This window comes from Allochromatium palmeri, from assembly GCF_009720725.1.
Lineage (GTDB): Bacteria > Pseudomonadota > Gammaproteobacteria > Chromatiales > Chromatiaceae > Thermochromatium > Thermochromatium palmeri.
This window is the reverse complement of the sequence record NZ_WNKT01000013.1, coordinates 24,528-49,075: the sequence shown is the minus strand read 5'-3', so window position 1 is coordinate 49,075 and position 24,548 is coordinate 24,528. Positions and strand designations below refer to the sequence as shown.

The window sequence follows — 24,548 nt, the reverse complement described above, 5'->3', positions numbered from 1 at the left end:
GGCCCTTCATGATCTGACTGAAAAGATCGCTCCCGTTACTATAGACCAGACCGACGACTCGATCTTCACGAAATCACACTTATCGCGGACCTATTTAATCGATATGTCAACAAGAAAACAAAAACTCGAACTTACCTGGATCGGTAAGGAGAACCGACCAAAGCTAGAGCCGCGAATTCTGGTCGAGGATCCGCAGAAGTCTTACCATGCACTGCATCGTGTTGGAAGGAAAGATCTTTTCGATAATAAGCTGATCTTTGGGGACAATCTGCTCGCTTTGAAGGCGTTGGAGCAGGACTACGCGGGTAAGGTGAAGTGTGTTTACATTGATCCACCATATAACACCGGATCAGCATTTTCTCACTACGACGACGGTTTGGAGCATTCTCTATGGTTGTCGTTGATTCGCGAGCGTCTAAAAATCATATGGAATCTCTTGGATTCAAAAGATGGTTCGCTTTGGGTCTCTATTGATGACTCTGAAATGCCATACCTTAGAGTGTTGCTCGACGAGATCTGCGGGAGAGATTCATTCGTAGCATCCAACATTTGGCAAAAGCGTTATTCCCGTGAAAATAGGGAGGCCATTGGTGACGCTCACGAATATGTTTTAGTCTATGCACGTGACATAGCAACATTCAAGAAAAAGCGGAATAAGCTACCTCTAGGGGAAAAACAGAAGAAAGTATACAAAAATCCAAACAAAGATCCACGGGGACTTTGGCGAGCGGTTTCCTTCTCCGCCCAAGGTTTTCGGCCCAATCAGATGTATGAGATCGAATCTCCCGAAACGGGGAAAATATTCACTCCGCCTGAAGGTTCGTGTTGGAAAGTCATCCGCGAGAGGTATGAAGAATTGCTCGCTGATGATCGAATATACTTTGGCAAAGACGGAAATGCCATGCCTCAACGGAAACAGTTTCTGAGTCAAATTGAGGGGATGGCCCCTTGGACATGGTGGCCCCACGAGGAGGTTGGACACACGGATGAATCCAAGCGGGAAATGCACGCTCTCTATGGTGCGAAGGACTCATTCCCAACACCGAAACCGGAGCGCTTGATTCAACGGGTTCTTCACATAGCCACTAACCCCGGCGACCTCGTCCTTGACTCCTTTCTCGGCTCCGGCACCACGGCAGCCGTGGCCCACAAGATGGGTCGGCGCTGGATCGGCATCGAACTCGGCGAGCATTGCCACACCCACTGCATCCCGCGCCTGAAGAAGGTCATCGACGGTGAAGACCCCGGCGGCATCACCAAGGCGGTCGACTGGAAAGGCGGCGGCGGTTTTCGTTACTACAAGCTCGCGCCCTCCCTGCTCGAAAAGGACAAGTGGGACAACTGGGTGATCAGCAAGGACTACAACGCCGCCATGCTGGCCGAAGCGGTCTGCAAGCTGGAGGGCTTCACCTATGCCCCGAGCGACAGCCTCTACTGGCAGCACGGCCACTCCACGGAGCAGGACTTCATCTACGTCACCACCGCCAGCCTCAAGCACGAGCAGCTCCAACAACTGAGCGACGAAGTCGGCCCCGAGCGCAGCCTGCTGGTCGTCTGTACCTCCTTCCGTGGCAGCAAAGAGGGCTACGCGAATCTGACGGTAAAAAAAATTCCCAAAGCCGTCCTCAGCCGCTGCGAATGGGGCAAGGACGACTACAGCCTCCGCGTCGAAAATCTCCCCGACGCCCCGCCGAAACCCGGCCAGCTCGGACTTTTTGATGGAGAGGAGGACGCAGAATGAACCGCCACGTCAACGCCATTTCCGGACGCCTGAGCCTCCGCCCGCCGCAGCGCCAATCGCTGGAGATCCTCGATCGGATCACCGAGATCGTGCCGCCCCGAAAATCGACGGCCGTGTCCGAAGCCCTGGAATTGATCCAAAGCGAATACCCGTCCGTCACCGATTTCGAGCGGGATTTCCCCTCGCTCTGTTTTGCCCTCGCCACCGGCGTCGGTAAGACGCGGCTCATGGGGGCCTTCGTCACTTACCTGCACCTCGCGCACGGCATCAACAACTTCTTCATCCTCGCGCCCAACCTGACGATCTACAACAAGCTGATCGCGGATTTCACGCCCAATACGCCCAAATATGTGTTCAAGGGGATGGCCGAGTTCGTCGTGAACCAACCGGCACTCATCACCGGCGACAACTACGATCAGCGTGACCCGGCCAGCGGCTCGCTCTTTGGCGGCGTGCGCATCAATATCTTCAATATTTCCAAGATCGACTCGGAGGTCCGCGGCGGCAAAGCGCCGAAGATCAAGCGTCTCTCCGAATACATCGGGGAAAGCTACTTCGATTACCTCGCGGCCCTGCCAGACCTCGTCCTGCTGATGGACGAGTCGCACCGCTACCGCGCCAAGGCTGGACTGCGCGCCATCAACGAGCTGAAGCCCGTCCTTGGGCTCGAACTGACGGCAACGCCCTTCGTCGAAACGTCGAAGGGAGCGATACCCTTCAATAATGTCATCTACGACTACGCCCTGGGCCGTGCCATCGCCGATGGTTTCGTCAAGGAGCCCGCCGTGGTGACGCGGAAGAACTTCAATCCCGCCGGCATGAGCAAGGAGGCGATTGAAGAGCTGAAACTCTCCGATGGCATTCGCTTGCACGAGCAAACCAAGGTTCAGCTCGAAACCTATGCCCGCGAAACCAACCGTGAAATCGTCAAGCCCTTCGTGCTTGTGATCGCGCGCGACACAACGCACGCAGCGCAACTGAAGACCTTGCTGGAGTCGGACGATTTCTTCGACGGCGGCTACAAGGGCAAGGTCATCCAGGTCGATTCCAGCAAGACGGGGGCGCAAGAGGAGGACATGATCAACCGCCTACTCAAGGTGGAACACGCTGACGAGCCGACCGAGATCGTGATCCACGTGAACATGCTCAAGGAAGGCTGGGATGTCACCAACCTCTATACCATCGTTCCGCTGCGCGCCGCCAATGCCCGTATCCTCATCGAGCAGTCGATCGGTCGCGGTCTGCGCCTGCCCTACGGTAAGCGCGTCGGCGTCACCGCCGTCGATCGCCTCAATATCGTGGCGCATGACAAGTTCCAGGAGATCGTCGACGAGGCCAACCGTCCCGACTCTCAGGTTCGCATGCAGACCGTCATCCTCGATCCCGATGAGCTTGAGAAGAAGACCAAGACGGTCATCTCTCAGAGCAAGCTGGCCAGCCAGCTCGGGACCATCCCCGCACAAACCTCCACGTCTACAACCGTTGCGCCGTCGGCAGAGAAAACGGTATTCACCACAGCCGCAGAGCAGAAGGTTGCCCAGGCGGCCTACACCGTCATCAAGAAGTTCGAAAGCCAGCCGGATCGCGTACCGACCACTCACAGCCTCGCCAACGCCGAAGTCCAAGCTGACATGGTGCGGGAAGTTGCCGCTGCCTTTACCCCAACCCAATTGGAGTTGGAAGGCGTGACCGAACAGCCGGACATCGCGGCCATCGTGAAGAAGACGGCTGAACTGGTCGTGCAGCAAACCATCGACATTCCTCGAATCCTGGTGGTACCGAAGGGCGAGGTGGACTCCGGCTTCAAGGCATTCGAGCTGGACCTCTCCGGTCTGAACTTTCAGCCCATCTCCGACGAGCTCTGGGTGCAGTTGCTTCGCACCGGCACCCACGAAGTGATCGGGCTCGGCAAAGGCGGATTGAAAGAGACGCGGCTTGAGAACTACGTCGTCAGCGGACTCGTGGATTTTGATGACATCGACTACGAGAAGCACGCCGACCTTCTCTACGACCTGGCCAGTCAAACAGTGACGCATCTGAAAGGCTACCTCAGCGAAGAACAAGCAGGAAAAGTGCTCTGGCGGCACCAAAAGGAGATCGCCGCGTTCATCCACGCCCAAATGCAGGCGCACTATTGGGAGGACGAGGCAGTCGAATACGAAGTCGTGATCAGCAAAGGCTTCACCGAGCTCAAGTCGAGTGCCTACACCGCTACCGCGAACGAGGAGCCACTGGACTTCAGGGTGTCGCCGAAGGACAAGAGCAACATGGCGAAGTATCTCTTCGGCGGCTTCAAACGCTGCCTCTATCCCGTCCAGAAATTCGACTCCGAGGCGGAACGTATCCTCGCTGTGATTCTGGATCGGGAAACGGAGAAGTGGTTCAAGCCCGCGAAAGGCCTGTTCCAAATCTTCTACAGGCTAGGAGCGGATCATTCCGAGTATCAGCCCGACTTCGTCGCCGAGACAGCAGACGCGATCTACATGCTGGAACCGAAGAAGCGTACCGCGTTGAATGATGCCGATGTGCTGGCGAAAAAGGACGCTGCCGAAAACTGGTGCGAAAACGCAACAAGCTACAGCCTCAAGCACGGAGGCAAGCCGTGGATTTATCGACTCATCCCCCACGACACCATTTCCGAGAATATGTCGATTGATCACCTTGGGAAGGGGTAGAGCGTTTTCATCCGCGCGGACGGTACGGGGCGCTGCCTGTTACAGCGCATTGCCCGATCAAGCTTCCGAGTGCTTCTCCGATGGCGAGACCATTTGATGAGACGATCCTCCATGTTGGTACTTCGACGAACGAGAAGCGGTGCTTTACCAATAAGGTACTGGAGGTCGCCAAGGAGGAGCCACACGTGCTCAACGAAGCGCTGATCGCCATGAACGCCCAGCTCACGGAAAAGATCCGCGAGCTGGAAGAGATCAACGACGATCTCAACAACCTCCTGGTGAGCAGTGAGGTGCCCACCCTGTTTCTCGATCCGCGTTTGTGTATCCGTCGCTGGACCCCGGCGACCGACGTCCTGCTGCGGCTCGGCCCGAGCGATGTCGGTCGCCCGCTGAAGGATCTCGGCTGGGGCTTCGAGGATCCGGATCTGCTCGATGACGCGACCCTGGTGCTGGCGGGAGCCGCGGTCGAACCGCGCGAGGTCCACAGCGAGCAGGGCCACTGGTATCTGCGCCGTCTGCTGCCCTATTGCACCAAGACCACGCCGATCAACGGGGTCGTCATCACCTTTTCCGAGATGACCGCGCGCAAGCACGCCGAGCTGGCGCTCGCCGACAGCGAGCGCACCCTGCGCCAAGTCACGGATGCGCTGCCGGCGCTGATCGCGCGCGTCGATGCGTCCCTGTGCTACCGCTTCAACAACGCGGCCTACGAGCGTTGGTTCGGTCTCGATCGGGCGGAGATCCTGGGCAAGCCAGTCGCCGAGATCCTCGGTCGGGAGGCCTTCGAGCTGGTTCGCCCGCGCATGGAGCGGGCGCTGGCGGGCGAGGGCATCGCCTTCGACGCCTGGCTGCCCTACCAGGGGGCCGGCACCCGCTGCTGCCAGGTCGAGTACATCCCGGACCGGCAGGAGAACGGGCGTGTCACCGGCTTCTTCGTGCTGGTCGTCGACATCACCGAGCGGCGCCGCAACGAGGAGACCATCGAGCGACTCAATGCCGAGAACCGGGCGCGGGCGGCCGAGCTGCGCGCAGTCTTCGAGGCCGCGCCCGTGGGTATCTATCTCGGTCGAGACCGCGAGTGCCGCAACATGGACATGAACCGCGCCGGCGCCGAGATCCTGCGCCTGCCCGAGCACACCAACCCGTCCCTGTCCGGCCCCGATGCCACCGCGCTGGCGTTTCGGGTCTTCCACGCGGGGCGTGAGCTCGCGTCCGCCGAGCTGCCCATGCAGAGAGCGGCGCGCACCGGCGAGTCGGTGCACAGTTTCGAGGAGGACGTCCTCTTCGCCGACGGCGAGGTCAAGCACCTGATCGCGTCCGCCGCACCCTTGCGCAACGAGACCGGCGACGTCTATGGCTGCGTCGGTATCCTGGCCGATGTGACCCGCGCCACGCAGGCCGAATGGCGGTACCGCGACACCCTGGAGCGGCTCAAGCTGCATGTCGACAAGTCGCCGGTCGCGTCCATGGAGTGGTCGGCCGATACCGCCATCCTGCGCTGGTCGCCCGCGGCGGAGCGGGTGTTCGGTTGGACCGAAGCCGAGGCCCTGAACCGCTCGCTGCATGCCCTGGGTCTGTTTCCCGAAGAGGAGCGCGAGCCGTTCGCGGACATGATCGACGCCTTGGTCGAGGGCCAAGTCGAGCACAATCACTGTCTGCATCTCAACCAGCGCCGGAACGGCACGACCATCTGGTGTGAATGGTACAACTCGGTCCTGCGCGACAGCGACGGCCGCTTGGTCTCGGTCCTCTCGCTCGCGCTCGATGTGAGCGAGCAGCAGGCCCTGCAGACGAATCTGCGCGAACAGACCGAGCAACTCGCCGAGATCGACCGACGCAAGAACACCTTCCTGGCGATGCTCGGTCACGAGCTACGCAACCCCTTGGCGCCGATGCGCCATGCCCTGGATCGGCTTGCCCTGGGCAACCGGGATCAGGCCACGCTCGATTGGGCCTACGGGGTGATCGATCGCCAGTCACGTCACCTGGAGCGCTTGGTGCATGACCTGCTGGATGTCGCCCGCATCACCCGGGGCTCCATCGAGCTACAGCCGGCGCGGCAGGATCTGGGAGCGCTGGTGCGCGAGGCCTTGGAGGTCGTGGAGCGCGAAGTCCGCACGCGCGGGCATGAACTCGTGCTCGATCTGCCGGCGGATCCGGTGCCGGTGCGCGGCGATGCCACGCGGCTGGTCCAGGTGCTGAGCAATGTGCTGCACAATGCCGTCAAGTACACGGATCCGGGTGGGCGCATCGGTGTCACCTTGACCCGGCACGAGGACACCGCCAGGATCATGGTCGAGGACAACGGTCAGGGCATCTCGGCGGAGACCATCCCATCGCTGTTCGAGCCCTTTGTGCAGGGACCGCGTTCGCTGGCGCGCGCCGAGGGTGGCCTGGGGTTGGGACTGACCCTGGTGAAGAACCTGGTCGGGCTGCATGGCGGCCGTGTCGCGGTCCACAGCGCCGGTGTCGGCCTTGGCAGTCGCGTCACGCTGACCTTCCCGCTCGCTGCCGAGCCACCGGCCGAGATGACCGCGGCTGTCGACAACGTCCCCGGCAGAACGGCCGCGGTCCGCAGACGGGTACTGGTCGTCGATGATAGCCCGGAGGTGGTCGAGGCGACGAGCGAGCTACTGGTTGCGCTCGGTCATGCGGTCTCGGGCGCCTTGAGTGGAGGAGAGGCGCTGGAGGCGGTGCCCCAGGTGCGCCCGGACCTGATCCTGCTCGACATCGGACTGCCCGATCTCGACGGCATCGAGGTCGCGCGTCGTCTGGCCGAGCTCCCCGAGCGCCAAGGGTTCAGGCTGGTTGCGGTGTCCGGCTATGCTGCGATCGCCCTCGGCAAGGAGGCGGACCTGTTCGACGCGCATCTCCTCAAGCCCGTCGGCCTCGCCGATCTCAGGCGGATCCTGGAGTAGGTCGCCGCGTCTGGTCCCAGCCTCGCCCGGAGGCGTGTCGGGTGCGTGTTGGAGTTGGTGGATAAGAACCGGCGGGCGGTTCAAAAGCCCCCGTGTCCGATGGGTGCCGTCGCGCCCCATCCCGACCGCTAAGTAACGGCTCGAAAACAACTTGGCCATTGCGGTCCTTTCTCCCCCTCTCCCCAACCCCTCTCCCCAACCCCTCTCCCGCGAGGGAAGAGGGGCTAAGATGGATCGCTTGTTATCGAACAGTTACCCAGAGGAGACCAGACCCTGATGGGCAATTCGCTGCTGATCATCGAAGACGACGAGGCATTCGGCCAGGAGCTGACCCGGCACTTCACCGGCAAGGGCTGGGACGCCGAGCACGCGACGACCCTGGGCGAGGCCCGTCGGCGGCTGCTCGACGAACGTCTCGAACCGCAGGTCATCCTGGCCGACATGAGCCTCCCGGACGGCAACGTGCTGGATCTGCTGGAGGCCGTGCGGCAGGCGAAGATCACCGGCGAGTGGATTCTGCTGACCGGTTACGGCGGCGTCTCCGATTCGGTGCGGGCCTTGCGTCTGGGCGCCTACGATTTCCTGGAGAAGCCCTGTGCGCTGGCGCGCTTGGAACTGGTGGTCTCCGGGGCCCGCCGCGCCGCCGCGGCGCAACGGCGTCTGCGCAGCGAGAGCCGGGATCGCGGTCGCCGCTATGGCGTGGAATCCTATATCGGTTCCAGCGCGATCACGCGCACCACGCGCGAGATGATCGGGCGGCTCGCCGAGGTTCCCTTCAGCGCCCTGGTCATCGGCGGCGAGACCGGTGTCGGCAAGGGGCTGGTCGCGCGCATCCTGCATCATTCCGGCCCCAGGGCCGACGGACCCATGATCGAGGTCAACTGTGCCGCGCTGCCGCGCGAGCTGCTGGAGTCCGAGCTGTTCGGGCATGAGTCCGGGGCCTTCACCGGCGCCAAGGGGCGCCACCGCGGCTATCTGGAGCAGGCCCACGAAGGAACCCTGTTTCTCGACGAGATCGCCGAGATGGATCTCGAGCTGCAAACCAAGCTGCTCACGGTGCTGGAAGACCGCCGTGTCCGCCGCCTCGGTGCGGAGAAGACGGTCGACGTGGATGTGCAAGTCATCGCCGCGAGCAACCGCAACCTGGAGCAGCGCGTGCGTGACGGCGACTTCCGCAGCGATCTCTACCATCGACTCAGCGTCTTCCGTCTCGACCTGCCGCCGCTACGTGAGCGGCTCGAGGATTTGCGCCAGATCGTGCCGGTGCTGGTCGAGGAGTACAACGCCCGCTCCGGCAGCCGTGTGCGCGAGATCCCGGAGGCGGTCTACGAGCGGATGCGCGCGTACAGCTGGCCCGGCAACGTGCGCGAGCTACGCAACGTCGTCGAGCGCGCCGTGCTCCTCGCCCGTGGCGAGCGGTTCTCGATCGAGTGGATGCAGCTCGGCAGCGGCCTGACGCCGAGCCCCGAGGACAGGGCCGGGCCGGGCGTCGACGGCGATCGGCTGACCATTCCGCTCGACGGCAGCATGGCCCTGGACGAAATGGATTGCTTCATCATTCGCACGGCCCTGGAGCGCAGCGGCCACAATGTCACCGCCGCCGCGCGCGCCCTGGGCACGACCCGCGAGACCCTGCGTTACCGGATCCAGAAATACGGACTCAAGGACCATGAGACACAGGGCGACGGCGTCCATCCGCCGTCGGGCTGACGGCAAGATTGGGACAGGGGTTGTACGCAACCGCAGGCGGGTGAAATCCTGCGCTCAGGTGAGCGGGTGCGGAATGTCGCTGCTATCCCCCAATCAGACCGTTGACAGCGTCTCGCGCTGCATCTCCTCGGTGAAGAATTGATAGCGGTTGCGTCCGGCCTGTTTGGCCTGGTACATGGCGGTATCGGCGCGCCTGATCAGCGCGTCGGCGGTGTCCCCGTCTCCGGTTGAGAGCGTGATGCCGAGGCTGCAGCTGACGCTGAGCGTCTGCTTTTCCAGATGCAATGGCTCGGAGAGACGCGCAACCAGCTTCCCCGCCAAGTAGGCCGCATCCTTGGACTCCACGTCGGATAGGACGAGGATGAACTCGTCGCCACCGCTACGCGCCACCGTGTCGGTGGCGCGCACCGCATCGCGCATTCGCCTTGCCACCTCCACCAGCAGGGCATCCCCGGTGGCATGGCCGAGCGTGTCGTTGATCTCCTTGAAGTGGTCGAGGTCGAGCACCATCACCGCGAGGCAGGCGCCTTGGCGCTTCACCTGGGCCATGGCCACCGCCAGCCGCTCCTCGAGCAGACGTCGATTGGCCAGCCCGGTGAGCGGGTCGTAAAAGGCGAGCTGGCGGATCTGCTCCTCGGCAAGCTTCTGCTCGGTGATGTCGCGGATGGTGATGATGCCGAACAGCAGCCGGCCCCGAGGGTCGCGCACCGGGGCGCCGCTGTAGCTGCCGATGAAGGTCTGGCCGGTGTCGCGTCGGCGCACCCGCAGCTCATGATGGGTGAAGACCTCGCCTTGGTAGGCACGGGAGATCGGCCAGCGCTCGGGCGGCTGCTCTTCGCCGGCGAGGTCGCGCACCTCGAAGAAGTCGATATACTCGGCGAGTACGCGCAGTGCCTCGTCCTTGCGGGTGAAGCCGTGCAGGCGCAGGGCGGCGGGATTGATGTCGATGATCATACCCGTGGGGTCGGCGATCACCAGGCCGTCGTTCATGCTCTGAAGGACCGCCTCGCGGGTGTCGAGCGCTTCGCGCAACGCCTGCTCGGCGCGCTTGCGCTCGGTGATGTCCTGAATAGCCCCAAAGACCTGAGTCACACGCCCCTGCTCCAGCACCGGATGGCCGATGGTGCGGACCCATTTGCGCCGCCCGGTGGCGGAGACGATCTCGAGCTCCAGGTCGTAGGGGCGGCCCTCCTCGCCGGCGGCCCGCACCGCCGCCTCGATGGTCTGCCGATGCTCATCCTTGTAGTAGCCGAGGCCGGCGGCGACATCGATGGGCGCATCCTCCGGCAGGTCGTGGATGCGGGCACATTCCGGCGTCCAGCTGCCCTGGCCGGTGGCTGGGTCGAAACGCCAGCCGCCGATGTGGGCCATGGTGCTCATGTCGTTGAGCATGTGCTCCTGCTCATGCAGCGCCTCTTCGGCGCGTTTGCGCTCGGTGATGTCGCGAATGATCTCCTGGTAGACCAGAGTCGAGCCCTGCGCGATGCGCCGCACGCTGCACTCGACCGGAAAGACCGATCCGTTCTGGCGCCGGTGCAGAACCTCATAGACCAGCGAATCGCGTTGCGGCAGCTGCGCCCAGAGGGGCGCTAGGCGCTCGCTCTCGCCCGGCGCGCGCAGGTCGTCGAGGTGCAACTGGCGAAACGCCTGACGGCTGTAACCATAGTGGCTCAGGGCACGCTCGTTGGCCTCCAGCACCTTGCCCTCGGCATCGAGCAGCAGGATGACGTCGTTGGCGTAGCGGCTGAGATAATCGAAGCGCTCGGCGAGGCGTTGCTGTTTCAGGTCACGCTCGAGCAACTCGGCGCGACGTGCCTGCTGCTGACCGCGCCACCACAGCCACAACGCCACGGCGCCGATCAGGATGAAGGCGACGAGCACGCGCACCGCCATGGCCCGCAAGGTCGCCAGGTTGGCATAGGCCTCCTCGCGGTCGACCTTGGCGACCATGGCCCAGGGCGTGCCGGTGATCAGGCGCAGCACGCTCAGCACCGGCACGTCCCGATAGTCGCGTCCGGCGAAGATGCCTTCGCGCCCGGCAAGAACCTGGGCGGCCGGCAGGGTCGTCTGCCGCATCGACAGGCGCAGACGCAGCGCGGTGTCGGGGCGATGACGCAGACTGTTGAGAAAGACCACCGCATCGCCCTCGCGGCGGATCAACAGGGTCTCGGCGCTCGCGCTCGGCACCGGCCAGCGCTGGATCAACGGGTAGAGGAAGCGCTCGGGATCGATGCGCAGATAGATCCAGAGCGGCGAGGGGGTGGCGGCCTGCTCCAGGCGTGCGAAGAGTCCGAGTTCGATGCGTCCGACCCCGTCCGCCGTCGGCGCGCGAACGAAGTCCTGCAGGTGCACCCCTGGCGTGTGGTGGGTCGCGATGAGCGCGGACCAGTTGGTCGGGGGCTCGGCCAGGCCGACGCCGAGCTGGATCCGGGCGCGCTCGTCGAGCAGCAGGATGGCGGCATAGTCGTTCGCCCGGCGCATGCCCTCGAGCCGAGCCGTCACCCGCGCCTCGGCGGTCCGCCGCGCCGGCTCCGGTGTGGCGGGATCGAGCGCTTCCTCGAGCGCGGCCAGGAACGGCGGCGAACCGGACAGCGCCTGTAGGCTCTTGCGTTTGTCGGCGAGCCAGACCTGGATCTGATCGGCCTTGAGCGCGGCGATCGCCGTGAGCTTATCGTGGGTGGCGGCGCGGATGTCGCGGCGCAGAAAGCCCTCGGCACTCCAACCGATGGCCGCGATCCCTAGAACCAGCAGCAGAACGATCAGCAGTAGGGCGTTGCGGCGATGACGCTCGTTCCATCTCCCGCCGTTGTCACGCAGGGGCATGGCTGAGTCTCCGGGGAGATTGAGAGGCGCTTCCGAGACTGGGTCTGTTGATTATTCTACGCCCCATATCATAATTCTTGACAGGATTTATAGGGTTTATAGGATTTTTCACCCTTTGCTGTTAAGCAATTTCTAAACCCTTGTAGGATGCGCAGAGTCTTTCCTGAAGATCGCCTAAGAATTTGCACCTCGACGGCCACGATAAAGACCAATCGCTCCAGGATCGGAAACACCCTGGGCCGCCACGGTGGATTTGAACCGACGGCGGTGGATAGGCCCAACCGACGTGCTGCCTGGACAACGGGACTCAGCCAGGCGACTTGGTCCGACCGATGCCGCCGCCAAGCCTGGGCTGGTAGGGTTGTTGCTTTGGACCTGATGATGCCCCGAGCCGCGCTGTGCTCGACAGGCGCCGGCGACCCCTCCAGGGATCGGCCATGCTCCGGGATTCACGATCGGTTCAGCCTGGGAGACGCCTATGGCCCTGTCCATCGAAGACTATGCACTGATCGGCAACACCCGCGGGGCCGCCCTGGTCGGCTGCGATGGGTCCATTGACTGGCTCTGTCTGCCGAGGTTCGATTCGGCCGCCTGCTTCTGTGCCTTGGTGGGTCGTCCGGAGAACGGTCGCTGGCTCATCGCTCCGCGCGAGGAGATCCGCCACCACAGTCGCCGTTATCGCGACGGCACCCTGGTGCTGGAGACCGAGATCGAGACCGCCTCCGGGCGGGTGCGTATCACTGACTGCATGCCCCACTGGGAAGGGCGCCACGATGTGGTGCGGGTGGTTCAGGGTCTGGCCGGTCAGGTGCCCATGCGCATGGAGCTGATCGTGCGCTTCGACTACGGCGCCGTGGTGCCCTGGGTAGAGTCGATCGAAGGCGGCATCGTCGCCACTGCGGGTCCGGACTCCCTGGAACTGCGCACGCAGGCGCCGCTCACGGGGGAGGACTATCGCACGCTCAGCGAGTTCGATGTGGGTGCCGGGCAGACCACCGCCTTCGTGCTGACCTACTTCCCGTCCGAGCAGCGGTCGCCGCTGCCCATCGATCCGCTTGCCGCCTGTGACATGACCACTGCTTGGTGGCGCGACTGGAGCCGGCGCTCCACCTATCGGGGCGACTACGCGGATGCCGTCGAGCGCTCGCTTCTGACGCTGAAGGCGCTCACCTACTCGCCCACCGGCGGCATCATCGCCGCGCCCACCCTGGGCCTGCCGGAGAGCTGGTCGGGTGGGCGCAGCTTCGACTTCCGCTACTGCTGGCTGCGCGACGCCACCTTCACGCTCTACGCCCTGCTCGTCTCGGGCTATGTGGACGAGGCACGCTCGTGGCGCGAGTGGCTGCTGCGGGTCGCCGCCGGCCGGCCGCGGGATCTGCAGATCCTCTACGGCATCGCCGGCGAGCGGCGGGTCGAGGAGAACGCGCTGGATTGGCTCGGCGGCTACCAGGATATCGGACCTGTGCTCATCGGCAATGCCGCCCATTCCCAACTCCAGCTCGACGTCTACGGCGAGATCTTCGACGCCCTGCATGTGACGAACCGCGCCGGCGTGCGCTCGAGCGAGCACGTCTGGGCGCTGCAGCGGGCGCTGTTGGAGTTCCTCGAAACAGGCTGGCAGGAGCCCGACGAGGGGATCTGGGAGATCCGCGGTCCGCGCCGGCCGTTCACCCATTCCAAGGTCATGGCCTGGGTGGCCTTCGATCGGGCCGTCAAGGCCGTCCGGCGCTTCGGCCTTTCGGGGCCCGCGCAGCGCTGGGCCCGCATTCGCGATCAGATCCACGCGGAGGTTCTGAGCCGGGGCGTCGATCGCGAGCGCAACGTCTTCGTCCAGGAGTACGGCGGCAAGGCCCTGGACGCGAGCCTCCTGATGCTACCGCTGGTGGGCTTCCTGCCGCCTGAGGATCACCGGGTGCGCGCGACCATGGAGGCGGTGGAGCGGGAGCTGACCTGGGACGGCTTCGTCATGCGCTACGCCCGGGGCTCGGACGTCGACGGCATCGGCATCGAGGAGGGCGCCTTCCTGCCATGTTCCTTCTGGCTGGTGGACAATCTGGCCATGGCTGGGCGCCGAGAGGAGGCCCGCCAGCTGTTCAAGCGTCTTCTTGAGGTTCGCAACGATGTCGGTCTCTTATCCGAGGAGTACGACCCCGACAGACGGCGCCTGATGGGCAACTTTCCGCTCGCCTTCACCCATGTGGCCCTGATCAACAGCGCGCGTAACCTGAGCCGCGGCCGCGGCCCCTGTGAGCACCGTGCCATGGACGATGAAACGGCGGGTGGTCCGGATTGAGACCCGCGGCGGCCGGGTCGCCAAACAAACCGTCTTTGGTTAAGGACGTGGGGGAAGTGACCACAGGGGCTGAGTCCGATCTGGCTCAGGCCACCGAGAACCGGTGTTCTGGAACTGTATCGAGAGCCTGGAGCCGACTGGCCCTGCTTGCCTTGATGGTCGAGGCAGGGTGGCCAATCGACCCAGACCCTCATGCCCGGCCGACCGCTTCACAGGGGCCGGCAAAGGTCAAGGGCAACTAATGGAACAACTAATGGAGCTTGGACTTCGCGGACTTCAGGGCCTCGCCCAAGGCGTCCGCGGCTTGGTTGGCGCCGTCGCGGATGTCCTGCCAGGCGTCACCGCTCGAGTCGCGTAACGCCTCGAGCCGCGCCGAGGCGTCGGCCTGTTTCTCCTTCAGCGTCGAGAGGTACTCGTCGTACTTCACCTTGGCATCGGCACCGGCGACCTTTGCCTTGGCCTCGAGTACGCCGATCTCGGCGTTCCATTGTTCGAGCTTGGCCTTCATCTGGTCCACGTAGGCTTCTCGTTCGGTCATTTGAATTCCTCCGTCGTTGTTGAAAGAAGCAGCAAATGTCTTGCGAAGATCAAGCCAAGCGTCGTCGGGCGCTTCTTCAGCCCGAGGCCCGCCCCCTCTCGACCTGCTTGAGAATCTGCTTGACGAAGAATGGGATGTCTCCGGGATGACGCGAGGTGATATCGCACTTCAGCAATGGCAGCAGACGCAGATATCAGGCCATTCCTCGCGGCATCGGATCAGACATCTCGACGACAGCGAGGCTCAGCGCAGGCCGCGCTGATGCACAGGGGATCGCGTCCGGCCAAGACAGGGGGCAATGGTTGTAGGCAACCACTGGTGGGGGTATTTGAGCCGATGCCACGAATCAGTGTACCCGGTGACTCAGGTCTCGCGACGACGTCGCCTTGATCGACTCAGTACTTGCGCGGCCAGCATGTTCGGCGCGCACGATCACCGACATGGACCTTCGTGACTACCACGTAGCTCAGGCCGTAGAGACTTGCTTGGCATGGTGCCTGCCTTGATCAAACCGCGCCCACCGCGTCCAGAGTTGAGAAACGTCCTTTTGTGGCCGTCCCCATTTTGATGAGCGGTTTAAGGCGCGGGCCCCGGACGATGAGACCGGGATTCTTTCGTCAACTACCCCGCCCCGAAGGGCGGAGCTTGTGAAAGCAAGCTGGGTTGACCAGCCTCAGCCCGCCTGACCAGGAGGGTCGAAAGGGGCTACGTATGCAACAGGTCGCTAAGACTCACCGGCGGATGCTTCCTCAGTCCGCCGCTCTGAAAGGTCGAGATCATGCAGGCGAACGGTAAAGCGCCGAAGGTTTTGATCGCCGCGCCAGCGGGAGCCGGTTGCACACATTGGCGAGGGGAGCGTGTGGCGTCGTGAGACGCCGCACCGTCACCAGGCCCTTACGGGCAGAGCCTCACGGCCCGGCAGGTGGAAAGCCTGCACCTGTTTCCGGTGGCTGCACGGTCGTAGCCGCTCTCCCTCCCCGCCCTGAAGGACGGGGTTTCTCGCGGAGGAACTGATGACCAATGAAGGAGAAACCGTATGCGATGCAACCCATTGATGCTCACACTGGCTGGAACCTTATTCGCTCTTCCTGCCGTCGCGGAGCAGGATCCCTACATGCAGCCAGACGAGACCTGGATCAGCCTTGGCGGAGTGGTTGAGTCGGTCGAGCGCGACCACTTCACCCTGAACTATGGCGACGGCAACGTGATCGTCGAAATGGACGATGGTGATCGTGATGCGGACGCCTACAAACTGCTGCCCGGCGACAAAGTCAATGTTGTCGGCAAGGTCGACGACGACCTATTCGAGACCACGACGATCGAGGCCGGCAGCGTCTATCTGGAGAAACTGGGGACGACCTTCTTCTCCAGCGCCGCAGACGAGGAAGACACCGCAATCATCACCACCACAGTGCCGATTGTCATCGCGCAAACTTGGGTCAGCGGTCAGGTGACTTCGATCGGCGACGATGAATTCACTGTGGATACGGGTAAGCGGAAGCTGACGGTCTCAACTGACCAGCTTGGGTTCGATCCGCTCGACGACGAAGGCTATTTGAAGGTGCGGAAAGGTGATCGCGTCAACGTCACCGGCACGGTGGACGATCAGTTCTTCGGTGGTCCAGAGTTGCTGGCCAGATCTCTGATCGTCATGCGCTACTCGACCGACAAGGCGCCGTCGGAGAAGGCTGAAAAGATGTCTGGGTCGGAAAAGGCCGACAAGATGTCTGGGCAAAGTTTGTAAACCGCGTCCTCTCCAGCGCCTGGGGCCGACGAAGCCCCACAGAATGTGCAAGACCACCAGCATGCCAGCACATAGCCGGTCAGATATGCAGGGTCAGTAGATCCTCGCTGACGTAGGCGACGAAGACGCCGGCAAGGCACCTTGCCGGCGAGTGACCGGCATTGCGCCAGCCCTCCGACGATCGAGCGAGGTAGCTTCTCATGAGTCGACTGCTCACATTGAAGGACCACGGCCAGAGCTTCTGGCTGGACAACCTCTCCCGAGGCCTCATTGAGGACGGCACGCTCATGCGAAGGATGCGCACACAGGGTCTCTCCGGAATCACGTCGAATCCAGCCATCTTCGAGAAGGCCATGGCCGGGTCGGGCCAGTACGACGAGCGCATCCGCGCGGCCCTGACCAAGAGTGACGATGTCGAGGCCATCTACGAGCGACTCGCCATCGCCGATGTCCAGGAGGCCTGCGACCTCTTGCTTCCAGTCTACGAGGAGACTCATACCGCGGACGGCTACGTCAGCTTGGAGGTCTCGCCGCATCTGGCCCACGACGCGGAAGCGACCATGCGCGGTGCGCGCAAGCTATGGCAGGCAGTCAGCCGGCGGAATCTCTACATCAAGATCCCGGGCACCCGAGCCGGGATCGCGGCGACCGAAACGCTGCTGTACGAAGGGATCAACATCACCTTGCTGTTCGGCATCGACGCCTATCGCGAGACGCTGCAAGCCTACATGCGCGCCATGGAAGAGCGGCTACGCGATGGGCTGGATCTCCGCTCCGTCAGTTCGGTGGCGAGCTTCTTTCTGAGCCGGATCGATGTCGCGGTGGATCGTGAGCTTCGTCACCGCATCGATCCCGGCGTGAGCGAGACCTTGCGCGACCAGGCCGAGTCGCTGCTCGGCCAAGCCGCGGTCGCCAACGCACGTTTGGTCTACGCAGATTTCTGCGAGGTGCTGGCCGGCCATCGCTGGCGGCATCTCGCCGACGAGGGCGCTCACCCGCAGCGCATCGTCTGGGCCAGCACGGGCACCAAGGATCCGGACTACTCGGATGTCATGTACATCGAGCCGCTGATCGGCCCGCAGACGGTGTCCACCATGCCGGACAAGACGGCGGACGCCTTCGACGCTCATGGAAGGGTCGAGCGAACGCTGACGGACGATGCCGCGGATGCGGCGACCATCCTGAGCCGGCTCGCGGATCTGGATATCGACCTCGGTGCCGTCACCGAGCAGCTCGTCGCCGAGGGTGTGCAGAAATTCATCGATCCTTACGACGCGCTCTTGCAGGGGCTGGAGGCACGCTGCAAGCGACTGCGGCGCTCGGCGGCGCACGAGCCGCTGGCGGCGATGGCGGACAAGCTCCGGGCCAAGACCATCCGCATGACCACGGCCGCCGGGTCGGGGCACCCCACCTCATGCCTGTCCTGCGCCGAGATCCTGGCCGCACTCTTTTTTGAGGAGATGCGCTGGGATCCGGCGTCTCCGAAGGCGCGGGATGTCGACCGCTTCCTGCTCTCGAAGGGCCACGCCGCGCCAATCCTGTGGGCCGCGCTGTCCGAGGCGGGCGCGATCGACTCGGACCTGCTCAGCCTGCGTCAGCTCGACAGTGATCTGCAGGGCCACCCCACGCCCGAGAATCCTTGGGTGCCCGTCGCCACCGGCTCCCTTGGGCAAGGGCTCGCGGTGGTCAACGGTATGGCACTGGCCAACCGGCTGGACGGAATCCGTGCGCGGCTCTTCTGTCTCTTGGGCGACGGCGAATGCTCCGAGGGCTCGGTTTGGGAAGCGGCTCAGTTCGCTGCTGACCAGCATCTGGACGGCGTCGTCGCCATCGTCGATGCCAACGGCCTCGAGCAGAGCGGTCCGGCGCCCTATGGCCATGACACATCGGTAATCGCCGGGCGCTTCAAGGCGTTCGGCTGGCGCACGCTGGAGATCGACGGTCACGATCTCGGGGATATTCTCACGGCCCTGGAGCAGACGCGCGACGCCGGTCCCACGGCCATCATTGCGCGCACGGTCAAGGGGCAGGGCGTGTCGTTCCTCGCCGGGGCGCATGGCTGGCACGGCAAGGCGCTCGACGCCGAGCAATGCGCCGCCGCCTTGGCCGAGATCAAGGCGGCGGACGTGCGGATCGCCGTCGAGCCGCGTCACGTCGTTGCCGCTCAGGTGCGGGACACGCGCCTCCCGCCGGGGCGGATGTCCGTCGACTATGCGCACGGGGATGAGGTCGCGACGCGCAGCGCCTTCGGGAGTGCCTTGGCGAAGCTTGGCGAGACGCTCGACGATCTGGTGGTCCTGGACGGGGACGTCAAGGGGTCGACCAAGACGGCGTCCTTCGCGGACCGTTTTCCCGAACGCTTCGTCGCGGCCGAGATCGCGGAGCAGAACATGCTTGGCGCCGCCATGGGATTGGCCGCCAGCGGCAAGCGGCCCTGTGTCGCCACCTTCGCCGCCTTTCTGACCCGCGCGCATGACTTCATGCGCATGGCGTCGTACTCGCGCCTGGAGCACCTGGTGATCTGCGGCAGTCACGCCGGGGTCTCGATCGGGGAAGACGGCCCTTCCCAAATGGGGCTGGAGGATATCGCCATGCTGCGCGCCCTCGACGCAACGACCGTCCTCTATCCCTGCGATGCCGTGAGCGCCGAGCGACTCACCGAAACCGCATTCGGTACGCCGGGCATCGTCTATCTGCGTACCACGCGCGGAAAGACGCCTGTGCTCTACGCAGCGGAGGAAGGCTTCCCGGTGGGCGGCAGCAAGACCCTGGCCGAGTCTGAGCAGGACGTCCTGACGCTCGTGGCGGCCGGCATCACCGTGCACACCGCACTGGAGGCCCATGCACATCTGCGCGAGCGCGGGCTGAGGACGCGCGTCATCGACGCCTACTCGGTGAAGCCCCTGGATGTCGAGACGCTACAGCGCGCCGCCCGCGAGACCAGCGGCCTGCTGGTCATCGAGGATCACCATCGCGCCGGCGGGCTTGGCGAGGCGGTCGCCGCGCAGGTCGGGCGTCTCGGTCGAGTGTTCCATCTCGGTGTGAGCGGCGAGCCGCATTCGGCGACGCCCGAGGCGCTGCGTGAGCGGCATCGTCTCTCGAGCCAGGCCATCGAGCAGCAGGCGCTTGCCTTGGCGGCCTGACCATGCGCCAGAGCGGCGCGGGGGCGGGTGTGCCGCGCGAGCAGCAGATAGAGCACACGGGGATGAGGAAGAGCGTCAACTGGCCCAGCGTGGGACCGCGGCTGACCAGCAACCGAATCGAATCGGTGCGGGTTTTGCTTCGGGTCATCGTATGCCTGTCTCTGGATGCACTGGGGTTGCTGATGACGATCATGTTTCGACGCGGCCGCGTGTCGCCCTTGTTGCGATTGCTCCTCCCGCCGACCCGCGGCCTTTGCCATGTCTAGAAGCGAACAAGGTGCGGGGCTCACCCGCGAGGAAGCGCAGGAAGTCTCGGAGCACCTAGGTCTGCGGTCGCTGCAAGTCTTCGAGGTCGTGCGCCAGGAAGGCGTGGAGGAGTTGTCACGCCCGGTCAATTCCCTGTTCTGGTCCGGCATTGCCGCGGGCCTTGCGCTCAGTCTTTCGGTCTACTGCACGGCGTTCCTGCACCATGCATTGCGGGAGAGTCCACTCCAGTCCGTGCTGGAAAGCCTCGGGTACAGCGTCGGTTTCGTCATCGTGATTCTGGGTCGCCTCCAGCTCTTTACCGAAAACACCATTACGGTGGTGCTGCCTGTCCTGAGCGACTGCAGCCGGTTCAGAATTCAACGAACCGCGCGGCTCTGGGCCATCGTCTTCGCGGCCAACATGGTCGGCACGCTGATCTCCGCCCTAGTGGCGACGCTGGGCGGTATCGTGCCACCGGTGCAACTGGAGGCGGCCCTCGCGGTATCGCATCACTTGCTCGAGTACTCGGCGCTCCAGACCCTGCTCTACGGGATCCCGGCCGGGTTCATGGTCGCATCCATCGTCTGGTCGATGCCGAGTTCCAAGGGCAGCGAACTCGGGATCATCGTCTTGATCACCTCCATGATCGCGCTCGGTGGACTGACCCACGTCGTCGCCGGATCGACCGAGTGGTTCCTGCTCGCGCTCGCGGGGGAGATGTCCTGGGCGAAGGCGGTTCTGGCCGGAATCCTTCCCGCCTTGATTGGGAACGTGATTGGTGGGACCGGGCTCTTCGCCCTGATCACCTATGCGCAGGTCAAGGATGAGATCTGAAAGCCGTCGGTTGACGCTTCAGATCCTTCTGTCTCAATCTTCGGGCGCCGGGAGCCGCTCTTCGGCGTGGCTGCTCAGGCGCAAATAGAGTGCGAGCGAAACCATCATCAGGGAGGAGACGCCAAAGAGAATGGCCGGATAGACGAGTAGTGAGAGATTCTTGCTGGCCGCGCCGAGGACGAAGATCAGGGCCTCCAGCGTCACGGCGATGATGATGATCACGAAGAACTTCGTCAGCGTCTCGCGCGCCTCTGTCGCCGAGCGCAGCTCGCGGTCGCGCAGCACCTCCTCTTCCATCAGATACTTGGCGACGTCGAAGACCGCCAGCGACACCACCACCAACCCGATGCCGTCGAGCATGGCGTACTTGAGCGGTTCGCTGGCGTCCGCAGCGTGCCAAACATCGAATCCGGCGACACCGATCATCGCAAGACTGATCGCCGTGAGGGCCAGGCTGGCGATACCGTAAAGGATCCGCGTCAGTAGGTGATAGGTTGAGGTCAGTCCTTTCATAGAGCCCGAGACCGTCATCTCGACGATGTTACTGTTAGGCTGTTCGTGGACCTCGATCATGGGTCTCCTCTCTTTGAGTGGATTGACAAAACAGAAAGGCAATCACTGGGCCAGCTTCTGAAAGACAACGGCTAGCGCAGCAATGCGGTAACGCAGTCTTCAATGTGCTTGGAGGCATGACCGGCTGGCAGGCGGAATCGCTGCCAGCTGCCTAAGCAACGCTCGCATTCATCTTGGATTTGGTCCAAAACAACCGGTTTCTGGCTCGTATCACCCGATTGCGAAGGCGTGCGTGAGCGGGATGTACGGGCAGGGCTCAGGATCTTTTAAGTCTCAGCTGAAAAGGGCGGTCGAACCGCAAAGAATCCGAAGAGCGCAAAGGATTTCAATAAATTGCGCGGCAGGTCACCTTCACCTAAAGGCTGATGGCCATGCATGAGGCAAACTCTTGTTTTTCTTCGTGTCCCGTGCGTCTTCGCGGTTCGCGTTGCCGGATACGGGTCTTTAGTTAAGCTGCCGCGCGGGCGCCCGCCAAGGTTCTGTGTCTTTCACCACATCCTTAGTTGGCATGGAAACCGCTCTAAGCGTTTTAGGGCTTGAACTGCGCTGCTTATCTAGTCGTCGCGGCATCTCCGCGATGCGCAAGTCACTATCAGGAAAGAAGAAAATAGGTATCGAGCATGACGCTGATCCAAACCATGATGACAGACTTCACGACATTGGATCCCGGTTGCAACCTATGGGAAGCCGCCGAGGCGATGCGCCAGTCCGGCCATTGGCTGCTGCCGGTCTGTCATGGGCCACGGCTGGTCGGCAGCCTCTCGCTGCGCGATCTGTTCACTCGCGATGAAGGCGAGCGCGGCGCCCAGAAGACGGTTGCGGAGGCCATGACACGGAACCCAGTCAGCTGCGGGATGGAGACCCGCTTGGAGGAGGTGCGCAATCTAATCTGCCGCAGTCGACAGCCGGCGATCTGCGTGACGAACGCGGACGGTAATTTGGTCGGCATGATCGACGTTTTCGAGGTCATCGACGCATTGACGGCGCCTCAGGCCTTTTCCGGGCCCGAGCCTGAAGGGGTGCGACGGGTGCGCGGCAACGTCTAGAGGGCGTCGTTGCTCAGCCGCCGCCAGCTGTCTCGTCGGCGCGCGGTGCCCAGGCGAGGCGGCAATCCGCATTCCAGAGGCCAATCGGCTCCTCACGATGGACAGCGGCGAGAATGCGATGCGAGCCTCACGACCGGAGAGACCACATGAAAGAGCATCAGACGACACGCAAGGCACCGCAGGAGCATCCCAGCCTGCCAGCGGGCGAGGGCCTGAAGCGTCATTTCCTCATTGCCTTGGGCGTGACCTTCGTCCTCTGGATGGTCGTTGGGCCCTGGTTGGCGCCAGGCCCGACGGAGCTGAGCTACACCCAGTTCAAGCAGGCCGTGCGGCAGGATCAGGTGGCCGAGGTCACCTTCGAGCGCGACCACATCAGTGGACGGTTCGCGGATCCGCTGCCTGGGACCGCAGCCGAATCGGATGCTCAATCCGCAGATGGAGCCGCAACCGCGCCGCTCAAATCCCAGGACGGCGCCCTGCGGGTCAACGCTGGCGAGGAGTGGGTGACCACTATGCCGCAGGTCCAGGATCCGGATCTGCTGCCGCTCCTGGAGACACGAGGGGTCGAGATCGCCGCCAAGCCGGCCGAGTCCGGGATGTGGACTCGGGTGCTTGCCACCCTGCTGCCTTGGGCGATCCTGCTCGGCGGATTCCTCTATCTCAGCCAGCGGATGCAGAAGCGCTTGATGGGCGGTGGACAGGACGGTGGTCTCTTCAGTTTCGGCAAGGCGAAGGCCAAGCGTTTCCGCCATCAGGACAGCAACCTCGGGATGGATGACGTCGCGGGTCTGGAGAACGCCAAGGCCGACCTGCAGGAGATCGTCGACCATCTGGCCGACCCGCAGCGCTTTCGTCGCATCGGCGCCACCATGCCCAAGGGCGTGCTGCTCATCGGTCCACCCGGGACGGGCAAGACGCTTCTGGCACGCGCGGTCGCGGGCGAGGCGGGCGTGCCCTTCTTCAGTCTCAGCGGGTCCGAGTTCGTCGAAATGTTCGTCGGCGTCGGCGCCTCTCGGGTGCGCGACCTCTTCGAGGCCGCCAAGAAGGAGGCGCCCTGCGTCATCTTCATCGACGAGATCGACGCCGTTGGTCGCAGTCGTGGCGCGGGACTGGGCGGCGGACATGACGAGCGCGAACAGACGTTGAATCAGATCCTCAGCGAGATGGACGGCTTCACGCCCACCGAGGACATCGTGGTCCTGGCCGCGACCAACCGCCCGGACGTGCTCGACAAGGCGTTGCTGCGGCCTGGCCGTTTCGACCGCAAGGTGCACATCGAGCTGCCGGACCGCAAGGCACGGAAGGCCATCCTCGACGTGCATGCGCGCAAGATACGGCTGGCGGAGGATACGGATCTGGGGCTGATCGCGGCGCGGACGGTCGGTTTCTCCGGCGCCGACCTCGAGAACCTGCTCAACGAGGCCGCCTTGCTGGCGGGGCGTGAGCGCAAGGAGGCCGTGGACATGAAACTGCTGGAGTCGGCCCGGGACAAGATCGTCCTGGGCGCGGAGCGTGATCGGGGCGTGGGTGACGACGAGCGCCGCTTGGTCGCCTACCACGAGAGCGGCCATGCGCTCATGGCGTGGCTGCTACCTGCTGCCGACCAGCTCGACAAGATCAGCATCGTCCCGAGAGGACAGGCCCTGGGCGTGACCGAGCAGCTTCCCGAGGAGGAGCGCCGGACCTACAAGGAAAGCTATCTGCGCGATCGCATCGGCGTCATGCTCGGCGGCCGGGTCGCCGAGCAAACCGTCTTCGGCGAGGTGACCACGGGGGCCGAGTCCGATCTGGCTCAGGCCACAGAGCTCGCGCGACGTATGGTCGCGCGCTGGGGGATGAGCCGACGGATCGGCCCGGTCGCCTTCCGCCGCGGCGACGAGCCGGTGTTCCTTGGTCGAGAGATGGGCCAGTCTCAGGACTTCAGCGATGCGACGGCCAGGCTGATCGATGAGGAGATCCGCGAGCTGGTCGCGGACATCGAGGCGCGTGCGCGCCGACTCATGGACGAGCATCGCGACCGGCTCGAGCGCCTGGCCGAGGCGGTGCTGGAGGAAGAGAGCCTGGATCGGGCCGCCATCGACGCGATCCTGGGCGAGCCGCCCAAGGTGGGCGAGATCCGGCGCATCGCCGGGGTGGGGCGCTGATGCTGGCCGCAACGTCCAGAACGAAGCCCGTGCTGCTGTCGGCACGCAAGACAGTAGCGCGGCGAGTGCTGGAGCTGATCAAGAGTTCCAGCTTTCCACGAATTTCCATCAGAGGAGGCA

Annotated in this window: 15 protein-coding genes; 11 read left to right on the top strand and 4 right to left on the bottom strand. The window is 63.7% G+C overall.

Annotation, left to right across the window (positions count from 1 at the left end; translation table 11 throughout):
• The first annotated feature begins 103 nt into the window (after positions 1 to 103).
• The 4 genes from GJ668_RS08220 (at position 104) to GJ668_RS08205 (ending at position 9,044) form a co-directional block, all read left to right on the top strand.
• Positions 104 to 1,741 carry a site-specific DNA-methyltransferase gene (locus GJ668_RS08220; protein ID WP_155449676.1) on the top strand — a complete coding sequence of 546 codons (1,638 nt, stop codon included), beginning with the start codon at positions 104 to 106 and terminating at the stop codon, positions 1,739 to 1,741.
• Complete coding sequence (locus GJ668_RS08215) at positions 1,738 to 4,416, top strand: DEAD/DEAH box helicase (RefSeq protein WP_155449675.1); 2,679 nt, start codon at positions 1,738 to 1,740, stop codon at positions 4,414 to 4,416. Before GJ668_RS08220 ends, GJ668_RS08215 begins: the two co-directional genes overlap by 4 nt.
• Before the next feature lie 185 nt (positions 4,417 to 4,601).
• Complete coding sequence (locus GJ668_RS08210) at positions 4,602 to 7,334, top strand: PAS domain-containing protein (RefSeq protein ID WP_186342974.1); 2,733 nt, start codon at positions 4,602 to 4,604, stop codon at positions 7,332 to 7,334.
• A gap of 276 nt (positions 7,335 to 7,610) precedes the next feature.
• Entirely contained in the window at positions 7,611 to 9,044 is a 1,434-nt protein-coding gene (locus tag GJ668_RS08205; RefSeq protein ID WP_155449673.1) for a sigma-54-dependent transcriptional regulator, read from the top strand.
• Between the two features lie 93 nt (positions 9,045 to 9,137).
• On the opposite strand, the gene GJ668_RS08200 is transcribed toward GJ668_RS08205, so the two are convergent.
• The gene (locus tag GJ668_RS08200) at positions 9,138 to 11,867 is read right to left on the bottom strand and encodes a diguanylate cyclase domain-containing protein (protein WP_155449672.1); all 2,730 of its coding nucleotides are present in this window, start codon (positions 11,865 to 11,867) and stop codon (positions 9,138 to 9,140) included.
• 478 nt (positions 11,868 to 12,345) lie between these two features.
• On the opposite strand from GJ668_RS08200, the gene GJ668_RS08195 reads away from it, so the two are divergent.
• Complete coding sequence (locus GJ668_RS08195; RefSeq protein ID WP_155449671.1) at positions 12,346 to 14,160, top strand: glycoside hydrolase family 15 protein; 1,815 nt, start codon at positions 12,346 to 12,348, stop codon at positions 14,158 to 14,160.
• A gap of 250 nt (positions 14,161 to 14,410) precedes the next feature.
• Here GJ668_RS08195 and GJ668_RS08190 read toward each other — a convergent pair whose 3' ends face one another.
• Positions 14,411 to 14,698, bottom strand: coding sequence for a sll1863 family stress response protein (locus GJ668_RS08190; RefSeq protein ID WP_155449670.1), 288 nt, complete (start codon positions 14,696 to 14,698; stop codon positions 14,411 to 14,413).
• Positions 14,699 to 15,812: 1,114 nt separating this feature from the next.
• Here GJ668_RS08190 and GJ668_RS08185 point away from each other — a divergent pair.
• Positions 15,813 to 16,442, top strand: coding sequence for a hypothetical protein (locus GJ668_RS08185; RefSeq protein WP_186342973.1), 630 nt, complete (start codon positions 15,813 to 15,815; stop codon positions 16,440 to 16,442).
• A 79-nt stretch (positions 16,443 to 16,521) separates the two neighbouring features.
• Here the strand turns inward: GJ668_RS08185 and GJ668_RS20915 are convergent, their stop codons facing one another.
• Positions 16,522 to 16,644 (bottom strand): hypothetical protein, encoded by a 123-nt coding sequence (locus GJ668_RS20915; protein WP_281350198.1) that lies wholly within the window; start codon positions 16,642 to 16,644, stop codon positions 16,522 to 16,524.
• Between GJ668_RS20915 and GJ668_RS08180 the strand changes: the two genes are divergently transcribed.
• From GJ668_RS08180 to GJ668_RS08170, 3 genes are read left to right on the top strand one after another with little or no spacing between them, the layout of a single operon-like run.
• Positions 16,643 to 19,585, top strand: coding sequence for a transketolase (locus tag GJ668_RS08180; protein WP_155449668.1), 2,943 nt, complete (start codon positions 16,643 to 16,645; stop codon positions 19,583 to 19,585). The two genes, GJ668_RS20915 and GJ668_RS08180, sit on opposite strands and share 2 nt — an antisense overlap.
• 2 nt (positions 19,586 to 19,587) lie before the next feature.
• Positions 19,588 to 19,851, top strand: coding sequence for a hypothetical protein (locus GJ668_RS08175; RefSeq protein ID WP_155449667.1), 264 nt, complete (start codon positions 19,588 to 19,590; stop codon positions 19,849 to 19,851).
• Positions 19,844 to 20,665 (top strand): formate/nitrite transporter family protein, encoded by an 822-nt coding sequence (locus tag GJ668_RS08170; RefSeq protein WP_155449666.1) that lies wholly within the window; start codon positions 19,844 to 19,846, stop codon positions 20,663 to 20,665. The genes GJ668_RS08175 and GJ668_RS08170 overlap by 8 nt, the downstream gene beginning before the upstream one ends.
• A 33-nt stretch (positions 20,666 to 20,698) precedes the next feature.
• On the opposite strand, the gene GJ668_RS08165 is transcribed toward GJ668_RS08170, so the two are convergent.
• Entirely contained in the window at positions 20,699 to 21,238 is a 540-nt protein-coding gene (locus GJ668_RS08165) for a general glycosylation pathway protein (protein ID WP_155449665.1), read from the bottom strand.
• 620 nt (positions 21,239 to 21,858) lie between these two features.
• Here GJ668_RS08165 and GJ668_RS08160 point away from each other — a divergent pair.
• Both GJ668_RS08160 and ftsH read left to right on the top strand, forming a co-directional pair.
• Complete coding sequence (locus GJ668_RS08160; RefSeq protein WP_155449664.1) at positions 21,859 to 22,284, top strand: CBS domain-containing protein; 426 nt, start codon at positions 21,859 to 21,861, stop codon at positions 22,282 to 22,284.
• A gap of 146 nt (positions 22,285 to 22,430) precedes the next feature.
• Positions 22,431 to 24,428: an ATP-dependent zinc metalloprotease FtsH gene (ftsH, locus tag GJ668_RS08155; RefSeq protein ID WP_155449663.1), complete on the top strand. Its 1,998-nt coding sequence runs from the start codon at positions 22,431 to 22,433 to the stop codon at positions 24,426 to 24,428.
• The last annotated feature ends 120 nt before the right edge of the window (positions 24,429 to 24,548 follow it).